Genomic DNA, 10,712 nt, shown 5'->3' on the forward strand with positions numbered 1-10,712 from the left:
ATGCAAACTAACCTTAACGCCAAACGCATAGCGGTAGTGGGGCTGGGCCTGTCGGGTCTGGCCACGGTGCGCTTTTTGCTGGCGCAAGGGGTAAAACCAGTGCTGATGGACAGCCGCAGCAAGCCGGCCGGGCTGGAGCAGATTGCCGCCGATAAAGTGGATGGCATTTATCTGGGCGAGTTTGACGCTAACCGTCTGGCGCAGATGGACATGATTATCGTCAGCCCCGGGTTGGCGTTAAGTCATCCTGCCATTCGGTTTGCCAAAGCGCAGGGCGTCGAAGTTATTGGTGATATCGAACTGTTTGCCCGCTTTAACAACAAGCCGGTTATTGCCATTACCGGCTCTAACGGTAAATCGACCGTTACCACCCTGGTGGCTGAGATGCTGCAGCAAAGCGGTATTAAGGCGGTCGCTGCCGGTAATATTGGCCTGCCGGTGCTCGATGCGTTGCGCAAGCAAGACGCCGAAGTCTTTGTACTGGAGCTGTCCAGCTTTCAGTTAGACACCACAAGCAGCCTGCAAAGCCAGGCCAGTTGCTTACTAAATGTCAGTGCCGACCATCTGGACCGCTATGCCGATATGGCAGCTTATACTGCATCAAAACAGCGGGTTTATCAGCAAACGACTCTGGCGGTATATAATCAGGCCGACCCGTTAACCTACCCGGGTACTACGGCTGGCGCTGCTGAGCCAGTAGCAATAAGTCTGGCTGATGCGGCCTATGGCATTAAACAGGTAAAAGGTCAGCCATGGCTTAATGTTGCCGGCGAGCCGCTGTTGCCGGTCAGTCAGCTGGCCATTACCGGCAGCCATAACCAGTTTAATGCCCTGGCGGCAGCGGCATTAGCACTGCACGCAGGTGCCAGCCGGCAGGCGATTGCCCGCACGCTGCAGCAGTTTAACGGTCTGGCGCACCGCTGCCAGCTGGTGCTGGCAAACAAGGGTATCCGCTGGGTTAATGATTCCAAAGCCACCAATATCGGTGCCACCCTGGCGGCGATTGCCGGCTTGCGGCCTGATATCAGCGGCAAGCTGATTTTGATTGCCGGCGGCGATGCCAAGGGCGCAGATCTGAGCGAATTACAACCGGCACTGCAGCGCGATGTCAGCCACCTTATTACCCTGGGGCGAGATGGCCCGGCCATTGCCGCGCTGCACCCGCATGCTATTCAGGTAAAAGATTTAACCGCCGCGGTGCAGCAGGCAGCCAAACTGGCCCAGAGTGGCGATATGGTGTTGTTATCGCCAGCCTGTGCCAGCCTGGATATGTTTAAAAGCTATGCAGAGCGCGGTGAGCTGTTCGCTAAAGCGGTGAAGGAGCTGAAAGCATGAAGCAGCTTACGTTGACCGCATGGCAAAGCGCCTGGCAAAACCCGTGGCAAAGTATCAGCGCCTTATGGTTGCGCGATGATAACGCCCCCTACGACAAGTTATTTTTAACTTTGCTAATGCTGATCCTGGCTATCGGGGTAGTCATGGTTACCAGCGCTTCAATGCCGGTTGCTGAGCGGCTGTTTAATAACCCGCTGCACTTTACCATTCGTCACCTGGTTTATCTGGGCATCGGTCTTACTTTGGCCGTTTTGGTGTTACGGGTGCCGGTAAACTGGTGGCACCGTGGCAATATGTGGTTGTTACTGCTTGGTATTTTGCTGCTGGTAGCGGTGTTGTTGTTTGGCCGCAATGTTAACGGCAGTACCCGCTGGCTGTCGCTGGGGCCGATTGGCTTGCAGGCCGCAGAACCAGCGAAATTATTCTTTTTTGTATATCTGGCCAGCTATCTGGTGCGCCGGCATGAAGAAGTGCGCGACAACCTGAAAGGCTTTCTGAAACCGCTGGCAGTGCTGTTTTTGTTTGCCGTATTACTGTTGATGCAACCCGATTTAGGCACCGTTATTGTTATGTTTGCCACTGCGGTGGCGTTGCTGTTTTTAGCCGGTGCCAAAATCTGGCAGTTCCTCTGCTTAATGGCGACCGGCCTGATGGCGATTGGCGTGCTGATTGTGTACAGCGAATACCGCTGGAAACGGGTGACTGCCTTTCTTGACCCCTGGGCTGATCCTTTTGGCAGCGGTTACCAGTTAACTCAGTCGCTGATGGCTTTTGGTCGCGGTGGCTGGTTTGGTCAGGGCCTGGGCAACAGCATTCAGAAACTGGAATACCTGCCCGAAGCACATACCGATTTTATTCTGGCCGTAATTGCCGAAGAAACCGGCTTTATTGGCGTAGCAGTATTAGTCGGCTTGCTGTTTTTGCTGGTGTACCGGGCGTTGTGGATTGGCCAGCGTGCTCTGGCAAAGCAATTAAGTTTCCACGGTTTTATGGCCTACGCCTTAGCTATCTGGATTGGCTTTCAGTCGGCGGTCAATATCGGCGTGGCAACGGGTGCCTTGCCAACTAAAGGCTTAACCCTGCCTTTTGTCAGCTCGGGCGGCAGTAGTCTGGTGATCATGCTAATTGCAGCGGGCTTATTACTGCGAATAGATTTTGAAGTGCGCTTAAAAGGCAAACATGCGCTAAGCGGAGGCAAGCATGGCTAAACCGCTGGCACTTATTATGGCAGGTGGCACTGGTGGCCATATTTTCCCGGCGCAGGCCGTCGCCAAGGCGTTGGTTGCCGAAGGCTGGGATATTGCCTGGCTGGGCAGCAACGACCGGATGGAAGCGCAGCTGGTGCCAGGTTTTGGCTGGCGGTTTTACGGCATTAAGGTTGCCGGCCTGCGTGGTAAAGGCCTGGCCAGTAAACTCAGTGCGCCCTGGATGCTGTTAAAAGCACTGTGGCAGGCGGCTAAAGTATGCCGCCAGTTAAAACCGGCCATAGCGCTGGGCTTTGGTGGTTACGCCAGTGGCCCCGGTGGCCTGGCAAGCTGGCTTAATGGCACGCCGCTACTTATTCATGAACAAAATGCCGTGGCCGGCAGCACCAATAAATTGCTGGCCCGGGTGGCTAAGCAGGTATTGGTAGCCTTTGACAGTGCTTTTAAAAACAACAGCAAACGGCAGCTGGTGGGTAACCCAATCCGGGCTGAATTGCTGCAGTGCCGGGCTAACCGCCAGCCCGGCCCCGGCCTGAATATCTTAATAGTTGGCGGCAGTCTGGGAGCCCGGGCGCTTAATCAGGCGCTGCCTGCTCAGCTTACTGAACTGGCCGCTGCCGGCGCTATTGCCGTGCGCCATCAAACCGGTAGTGCTATGCAGGCCGAAGTAACCCAGGCTTATCAGCCACTCATCGCAACCGGTTGTGACGTGGAAGTTAGTGCCTTTATTGATGATATGGCCGCCGCATATCGTTGGGCTGATGTGTTGATTTGCCGGGCCGGGGCACTGACGGTTAGCGAAGTAGCCGCAGTTGGCGTCGCCGCGATTTTTGTGCCATTACCGGGCGCCATTGACGACCATCAGACCGCTAATGCCCGGGTACTGGCCGACCGTGACGCTGCCGTGTTATTACCGCAGCAACAATTACAGCAACAGGGTGTGCAGGCGATAATGCAGCCCTGGTTAACCGATAAAGCGCCGCTGCAGCACATGGCGCAGCGTGCCCGTAGCCTGGCAACAGCGGATGCGGCAATCCATATTGCTGCGCTATGCCGGCAAGTAACAGGACAAGTAGTATGATTACCACCCTGCAACATAAGAAACAGGCCATGCGCCGGGTCGAGCGGATCCATTTTGTCGGTATCGGCGGCGCCGGTATGGGCGGTATTGCCGAAGTACTGTTAAACGAAGGCTATAAGGTTACCGGCTCTGATTTGGCGTCCAATCCGGTGGTAGAGCGCCTGGTTACCCTGGGTGCTGAAGTAAAATTTGGCCACCACGCCAGCCAGATAGACGGCGCCAGTGTAGTAGTGGTATCCAGTGCCATTAAAGCCGCCAACCCGGAAGTAGCAGCCGCGCTGGCCCAGCGGATCCCGGTGGTGCGCCGGGCAGAAATGCTTGGTGAGCTAATGCGTTTTCGCCATGGTATCGCCATTGCCGGTACCCATGGTAAAACCACCACCACCAGCTTACTGGCGTCTATTTTTGCCGAAGCCGGCACCGACCCAACCTTTGTAATTGGTGGTTTACTGAATTCAGCCGGCTCTAATGCCCGCTTAGGTGCCGGCCGCTATTTAATTGCCGAAGCAGATGAAAGCGATGCCTCGTTTTTACATTTACAGCCAATGGCCACGGTAATCACCAATATCGAAGCCGACCATATGGATACCTATGATGGTGACTTCGAAAAGCTGAAAGACACCTATCTGGAGTTTTGTCACAACCTGCCGTTCTATGGCATGGCCGTGGTTTGCATTGACGATAAAGTGCTGCGCGCACTTATTCCGGCGATTGGCCGCACCGTGCTGACCTATGGTTTCAGCGACGATGCAGATTATAAAATCACTGAATTTATGCAGCAGGGCACCCGCAGCTTCTTTGTTATTACCGACCCTGCTGGCAACCAGCGTGAAGTGCAGCTGAATTTACCGGGTAAACACAATGCCTTAAACGCTACGGCCGCTTTTGCCCTGGCAGCAGATGAAGGCATCAGTGAGCAGGCAATTCTGGCGGCGTTGGGTAAATTTGAAGGTATTGGCCGGCGTTTTCAGCAGTACGGCGAGTTTGACACCGGTCGCGGTAAAGTATTGTTAATTGATGACTATGGTCATCACCCAACCGAAGTGGCCGCCACTATTGCTGCAGTGCGCAGTGCCTGGCCAGAGCGGCGCTTAGTCATGGCGTATCAGCCGCACCGCTTTAGCCGCACCCGCGATCTATATGAAGATTTCACCCAGGTGCTATCCAGTGTCGACAAGCTGCTGTTGCTGGAAGTTTATGCTGCTGGCGAAGCGCCGATTGCCGGTGCCGACAGCCGCAATTTATGTCGTTCTATCCGGGCCCGTGGCCAGCTGGAGCCGGTATACGTGGCTGAACCGAAAGCCCTGGCCGGCGCGCTGGCCGAGGTGCTGGTGGATGGCGATATCGTGTTAACCCAGGGCGCTGGCAATATTGGCAGCCTGGTGAAAGAGCTGGCGGCAACCGGGCTGAACATTAAGCAATTAAAGCAATTGTCGGAGGATGCAGCATGAGCAACTTTGGCAAAGTAGCCGTGATGTTTGGCGGGCATTCTGCCGAGCGTGACGTATCGCTGCGTTCGGGCAAAGCAGTGCTCACTGCCCTACAACAGGCCGGTGTTAATGCCGTAGCCTTTGACCCGGCCGAACAACCGTTAACCGCGTTGATGAATGAAGTAAAAGCTGACCGGGTATTTATTGTGCTGCATGGTCGTGGTGGTGAAGATGGCACCATGCAGGGTGCGTTGCAGTTGCTGGGCCTGCCTTACACCGGTAGTGGCGTGCTGGGCTCAGCGCTGGCGATGGATAAAATCCGCTGTAAGCGTTTATTTATAGCGCAGCAGCTGCCGACAGCGCCTTTTGCGGTGGTGCATAACGACAGCATCGATTATGCCGGTTTACTGGCAGAGCTGGGCGGCAAGGTGATGGTTAAACCAGCCAATGAAGGGTCCAGTATTGGCATGAGTGCTGCCAGCAGCGCTGGTGAGTTAGAGCAAGCTATTGCTGCAGCGCTGAAATATGACAGCGAAATTTTAGTAGAGCGCTGGATCAATGGTCGTGAATTTACCATTGCTATTCTGGGCGATACGGTACTGCCAATTGTTGAAATGCGTACCCCAAGAGCCTTTTACGATTATGAAGCAAAATATCAGGCCAACAGCACCGAGTATTTATGCCCGGCGCCATTAACGGCCGAACAAACTGCGGCCATGCAGCATGATGCGCTGGCGGCATTTAAAGCAGTAGGTGCTTCTGGCTGGGGCCGGGTTGATTTAATGTTGAACCAGCAGGGCGAACACTTTTTACTGGAAGTAAATACCGTACCAGGTATGACTGAAAAGTCGCTGGTGCCGATGGCAGCTAAAGCAGCCGGCTTCAGCTTCAGCGAGCTGGTGCTGCGTATTTTGCAGCAAACATCAGACAGTAAAGCTGAGCAAGGTAACTAGATGAGCTTGGGTCAGTACTTCAGCCAATTAAACCACAGGCCCGGCTTTATCGGTGGCCTGCTGTTTTTTGTGCTGGCACTGGCGCTACTGGCCTGGGGTGGGGTTCAGGTTCATAACTGGCTGCAAAGTCAGCAGGGCGCACCGATTAAACAGGTGCGGTTATACGGTGATTTTAAGCATATTCAGCAACAGGCTTTACAGCAGCAGTTGCAACAGCAATATGTTGGTAATTTTTTTCGGGTGAACGTTGATCAGGTGCAGCAGTTCCTGCAGCAACAACCCTGGGTGTATCAGGCAGCCGTGCGCAAACAATGGCCCGATACCCTGGTGGTGGTTGTGACAGAACAGCAGCCGGTCGCAGTCTGGAATCAGCAGCACTTGCTCAATAATAAAGGGGAGTTATTTATCGCCCCGCTAAGCGAGCTGATCCCGGCTTTGCCAAGGCTGCACGGCCCGGATGGCAGTGAGCAGGATGCCCTGACAATGTTTCACCATATGCAAAGGTTACTGCAGTTGCATCAGTTCAGTGCTGAGCAACTGTGGTTAACCGAGCGGTTTTCCTGGCGCTTGCAACTGCAGGGTGGCCTGGCGCTGCAACTGGGCCGGCAGGACACCATGAAACGTTTGCAACGATTTATTGAATTATACCCGACCATGCAAAATCATCGGGAACAGGAATTAGCTGAAGTCGATCTGCGCTATGACACCGGCATTGCCGTGCGTTATGCCAATACGGAGCCAAAGAGAAAAGCATGACAAAGTCGATAGAACGAGATCTGATAGTAGGGCTGGATATCGGCACCGCTCAGATTAAAGCCGTAGTAGGCGAAATTACCCCGGACAACCGGCTGAGTATTGTCGGTGTGGGCACCCATGCCTCGCGGGGTATGGACAAAGGCGGCGTTAACGATTTAAACCTGGTGGTGCAGGCGGTGCAGCGGGCCATTAATGAAGCCGAGCTGATGGCCGATTGTCAGATTTCGTCAGTCTATTTAGGCATTACCGGTAAACATATCCGTTGCCAGAACGAAAGCGGCATGGTACCGATTAACGATACTGAAGTTACCGCCGACGATGTTGCCAGTGTTATTCACGCCGCCAAATCGGTGCCTATTTCGGCGGAGCGACGCATGCTGCATGTGTTGCCGCAGGAGTTTTCAGTAGACATGCAGGAAGGCATCAAAAGCCCGGTGGGTATGTCCGGTGTAAGAATGGAGGCTAAAGCCCACATTATTACCTGCGCCAACGATATGGCTAAAAACATTGAAAAATGTGTCGAACGCTGCGGCTTAGCAGTTGATCAGCTGATTTTCTCGTCGCTGGCATCCAGTTATGCCGTGTTAACTGACGACGAAAAAGAGCTGGGAGTCTGCGTGGTCGATATGGGCGGCGGCACCATCGACTTATCAATTTATACCAATGGTGCTTTGCGCCATACCGCGGTGATCCCGGTAGCCGGTAATCAGGTTACCAGCGATATCGCCAAAATTTTCCGCACTCCGATTAGCCATGCTGAAGATATCAAGGTGCAGTACGCCTGTGCCCTGCGCAGTATGGTGGGTAAGGAAGAAAGTATCGAAGTACCGAGTGTTGGCGGCCGGCCGGCGCGTTCTATGTCGCGCCATACCCTGGCTGAGGTTATAGAGCCGCGCTATCACGAATTGTTCGAGCTGGTGCTGGAAGAAATTCGCAGCTCTGGCCTGGAAGAACAAATAGCCGCCGGCTTAGTGTTAACCGGTGGTACCTCGAAAATGGAAGGTGCAGTAGAGTTTGCCGAAGACGTGTTTCAAATGCCGGTGCGGGTTGGCCAGCCGATGCATGTCAGCGGTTTAAAAGAATATGTGCAAGACCCGGCTTACGCCAGCGTAGTCGGCTTGTTGCTGTACGGCAAAGATGTTCGTGCCCAGCAAAAAAATGCGGCCCAAAGCCGCGATCCAGTTAGCAGCTTGCTGAAAAAAATCGGCAGCTGGTTCAAAGGTGAGTTTTAAAGAGCGTAAAAACGGAGAGAGAGCTATGTTTGAGTTAATGGAAAACCACAGCCAAGAAGCTGTAATTAAAGTAATAGGTGTTGGTGGCGGCGGCGGTAATGCTGTCGAGTATATGGTAGCCAGCAATATCGAAGGGGTAGAGTTTGTGGCGGCTAACACCGATGCCCAGGCCCTGCGCAATTCATCGGCCAACGTTACCCTGCAATTAGGTGCCAGTGTTACCAAGGGCTTAGGTGCCGGTGCTAATCCGGAAATTGGCCGTCGTTCTGCTGAAGAAGACCGCGAAACCATCAAGAAGACCCTGCAGGGCGCAGATATGATCTTTATCGCCGCCGGCATGGGCGGTGGTACCGGTACCGGTGCGGCGCCAATCGTCGCTGAAGTGGCGCGCGAGCTGGGCATTTTAACGGTTGCAGTAGTAACCAAGCCGTTCCCGTTCGAAGGTAAAAAGCGCACAGCTTATGCCGATGAAGGCATTCTGGAGCTTAGCAAGTATGTTGATTCGCTGATCACTATCCCGAACGACAAGCTGTTAAAAGTATTAGGCAAAGGCACCAGCCTGCTGGATGCATTTAAAGCTGCTAACAACGTATTGTTGGGTGCGGTGCAGGGTATTGCTGAATTAATTACCCGGCCGGGTTTGATCAACGTCGACTTTGCTGACGTACGTACTGTTATGTCTGAAATGGGCACTGCCATGATGGGTACCGGCCGTGCCTCAGGCCCGGATCGTGCTGAAGAAGCTGCCGAGCAGGCTATTTCCAGCCCGCTGCTGGAAGATATCGATTTGTCAGGAGCCAAAGGCATTCTGGTAAACATTACTGCCGGTCTGGATATCAGCATCGAAGAGTTTGAAATTGTCGGTAACGCGGTTAAAGCCTTTGCTTCTGAAAACGCCACTGTCGTGGTGGGTGCGGTTATCGACCCGGAAATGCACGACGAATTGCGCGTTACCGTGGTAGCTACCGGTATTGGTGCCGATCGCCGGCCGGATATCAGTCTGGTACCAAGCCACCGGGCAGAGCCGGTGCAGGCCTATGTGCAGCAGGGTAATACCATGCGTCATGCAGCACCGGCGCCAAGCCCACAAAAAGAAGAAGCAGCGCAGACTAAAACCCAGCCTGAAAGCAAAGGCGGTATCGACATTTTCGATATTCCGGCGTTTTTACGCAAGCAGGCAGATTAAACTGCCTGCCGTGGCCAGCCCTGGTAAGTCTGGCGCACGCGGGTGAAGAATGAATAATATTAGCAACAGTTGAAGTTAAGCGGCTGTTAAGCTAATACTATGCAGCATAGCGGTAAGTTGCAGCTGTCAGCAAACTGGCAAATTGCACTTTGTTATGCTAAGATTCGCCGCCATTTTGTGATTGCTTAAAATTTGAGCAGGAAGAAATTATGATTAAACAACGTACCGTCGCTAAAACAGTCAGTACTATTGGTGTTGGGTTACACAAGGGTGAAAAGGTTACGCTCACTCTCCGGCCTGCACCTGATAACACGGGCATTATGTTCCGTCGTGTTGACCTGGATCCGATAGTCGACTTTAAAGTTACCCCCCAAATGGTTGGTGACACGGTGATGTGTACCTGTTTAATTAACGAGCAGGGCGTGCGCCTGTCTACTACCGAGCATTTAATGGCTGCTGTTGCCGGCCTGGGTATTGATAATCTGATTATCGAAGTCGACTCGGCTGAAGTACCAATCATGGACGGCAGTGCCAATCCTTTTGTCTATCTGTTGCTGGAAGCCGGCATCAGCGAGCAGAAGCTGGCCAAGAAATTCATCCGCATTAAACGCCCCGTGCGGGTTGAAGACGGCGATAAATGGGCCGAAATTAAGCCACATAACGGCTTTAAAATCGACTTCGCTATCGACTTCGACCACCCGGTAATCGCTGAAACTACTCAGCGCATGCAAATGGACTTTTCAGCCGCCGGCTTTATTAAAGATATCAGCCGTGCCCGTACTTTTGGCTTTTTGCACGATATCGAATATCTGCGGGCTAATAACCTGGCATTAGGTGGCAGTTTCGACAATGCCGTAGTGCTGGACGAGTTCCGGGTATTAAACCAGGACGGCCTGCGCTACGAAGACGAATTTATCAAACATAAAATTCTGGATGCCATTGGCGATTTATATATGGCAGGTTACAGCGTGCTGGGCGAGTTTATCTCTTACAAAACCGGCCATGCCCTGAATAACCAGCTGTTATGCGCCGTATTAGCCGAGCAGGAAAACTGGGAATTCGTCAGCTTTGAAGACAAAGCGCAGATGCCAATCTCCTACCTGGCACCCCAACTGGCATAAGCGTTACCACCAAACTGAAAAACCGGCTATACCAGTCGGTTTTTTTGTACCCCAACAAAATGGGTCAGAGTGATTTAAAAATTACTAAAAAGGGGTCTGAGTGAATAGTTTATTCACTCAGACCCTGAGGTATCCCCACAAAATTATCAGCTAAAACAAAAAGATGAACTCGGAAGGAACATTCATGGCGTTCGATGATCAGATCTATCGCCAAACATCACCGAGACCAAACAACCATGAATGTTCGCGCTATCTTGACCAATATCGTTTCATTTGTCACACCCAAAATGCATGCCACCAGACAAAAAGCTGTAATTGATTGCGTACATAGCCTGGCAAACGGTAGTGCAGCTACTGTGACCAGCATTGGCCGGGGGATTAGTTCAAATGCCTATGAAAAACATAATATTAAG

The 10,712-nt window shown here is 52.9% G+C and carries 9 protein-coding genes and 1 pseudogene; all 10 read left to right on the top strand.

What is annotated here, in order from left to right; translation table 11 throughout:
- Complete coding sequence (gene murD / locus H141_RS0114700; protein WP_019677043.1) at positions 1–1,335, top strand: UDP-N-acetylmuramoyl-L-alanine--D-glutamate ligase; 1,335 nt, start codon at positions 1–3, stop codon at positions 1,333–1,335.
- Complete coding sequence (gene ftsW, locus H141_RS0114705) at positions 1,332–2,543, top strand: cell division protein FtsW (protein ID WP_019677044.1); 1,212 nt, start codon at positions 1,332–1,334, stop codon at positions 2,541–2,543. Before murD ends, ftsW begins: the two co-directional genes overlap by 4 nt.
- Positions 2,536–3,621, top strand: a complete 1,086-nt coding sequence (gene murG, locus H141_RS0114710) for an undecaprenyldiphospho-muramoylpentapeptide beta-N-acetylglucosaminyltransferase (protein ID WP_019677045.1) — start codon at positions 2,536–2,538, stop codon at positions 3,619–3,621. Before ftsW ends, murG begins: the two co-directional genes overlap by 8 nt.
- The gene (gene murC, locus H141_RS0114715) at positions 3,618–5,072 is read left to right on the top strand and encodes a UDP-N-acetylmuramate--L-alanine ligase (RefSeq protein WP_019677046.1); all 1,455 of its coding nucleotides are present in this window, start codon (positions 3,618–3,620) and stop codon (positions 5,070–5,072) included. The genes murG and murC overlap by 4 nt, the downstream gene beginning before the upstream one ends.
- Positions 5,069–6,004: a D-alanine--D-alanine ligase gene (locus H141_RS0114720; protein ID WP_019677047.1), complete on the top strand. Its 936-nt coding sequence runs from the start codon at positions 5,069–5,071 to the stop codon at positions 6,002–6,004. Before murC ends, H141_RS0114720 begins: the two co-directional genes overlap by 4 nt.
- Positions 6,005–6,760 (top strand): cell division protein FtsQ/DivIB, encoded by a 756-nt coding sequence (locus tag H141_RS0114725; protein ID WP_019677048.1) that lies wholly within the window; start codon positions 6,005–6,007, stop codon positions 6,758–6,760. It abuts the gene before it with no gap.
- Complete coding sequence (gene ftsA / locus H141_RS0114730) at positions 6,757–7,992, top strand: cell division protein FtsA (protein ID WP_019677049.1); 1,236 nt, start codon at positions 6,757–6,759, stop codon at positions 7,990–7,992. Before H141_RS0114725 ends, ftsA begins: the two co-directional genes overlap by 4 nt.
- Positions 7,993–8,017: 25 nt before the next feature.
- A complete protein-coding gene (ftsZ, locus tag H141_RS0114735) occupies positions 8,018–9,178 on the top strand; it encodes a cell division protein FtsZ (protein ID WP_019677050.1) in 1,161 nt (386 codons plus the stop codon).
- A gap of 209 nt (positions 9,179–9,387) precedes the next feature.
- The gene (lpxC, locus tag H141_RS0114745) at positions 9,388–10,299 is read left to right on the top strand and encodes a UDP-3-O-acyl-N-acetylglucosamine deacetylase (RefSeq protein WP_019677052.1); all 912 of its coding nucleotides are present in this window, start codon (positions 9,388–9,390) and stop codon (positions 10,297–10,299) included.
- A 194-nt stretch (positions 10,300–10,493) separates the two neighbouring features.
- Positions 10,494–10,712 (top strand): annotated as a pseudogene (locus H141_RS21780) (hypothetical protein); the annotation flags it as partial.

This window comes from Arsukibacterium perlucidum DSM 18276, from assembly GCF_000382165.1.
GTDB lineage: Bacteria > Pseudomonadota > Gammaproteobacteria > Enterobacterales > Alteromonadaceae > Alishewanella > Alishewanella perlucidum.

Excerpts from the sequence above, each read along its gene's own strand:
- murD (WP_019677043.1), top strand. The coding sequence starts at position 1 with ATGCAAACTAACCTTAACGCCAAACGCATAGCGGTAGTGGGGCTGGGC.
- ftsW (WP_019677044.1), top strand. The coding sequence starts at position 1,332 with ATGAAGCAGCTTACGTTGACCGCATGGCAAAGCGCCTGGCAAAACCCG.
- murG (WP_019677045.1), top strand. The coding sequence starts at position 2,536 with ATGGCTAAACCGCTGGCACTTATTATGGCAGGTGGCACTGGTGGCCAT.
- murC (WP_019677046.1), top strand. The coding sequence starts at position 3,618 with ATGATTACCACCCTGCAACATAAGAAACAGGCCATGCGCCGGGTCGAG.
- H141_RS0114720 (WP_019677047.1), top strand. The coding sequence starts at position 5,069 with ATGAGCAACTTTGGCAAAGTAGCCGTGATGTTTGGCGGGCATTCTGCC.
- H141_RS0114725 (WP_019677048.1), top strand. The coding sequence starts at position 6,005 with ATGAGCTTGGGTCAGTACTTCAGCCAATTAAACCACAGGCCCGGCTTT.
- ftsA (WP_019677049.1), top strand. The coding sequence starts at position 6,757 with ATGACAAAGTCGATAGAACGAGATCTGATAGTAGGGCTGGATATCGGC.
- ftsZ (WP_019677050.1), top strand. The coding sequence starts at position 8,018 with ATGTTTGAGTTAATGGAAAACCACAGCCAAGAAGCTGTAATTAAAGTA.
- lpxC (WP_019677052.1), top strand. The coding sequence starts at position 9,388 with ATGATTAAACAACGTACCGTCGCTAAAACAGTCAGTACTATTGGTGTT.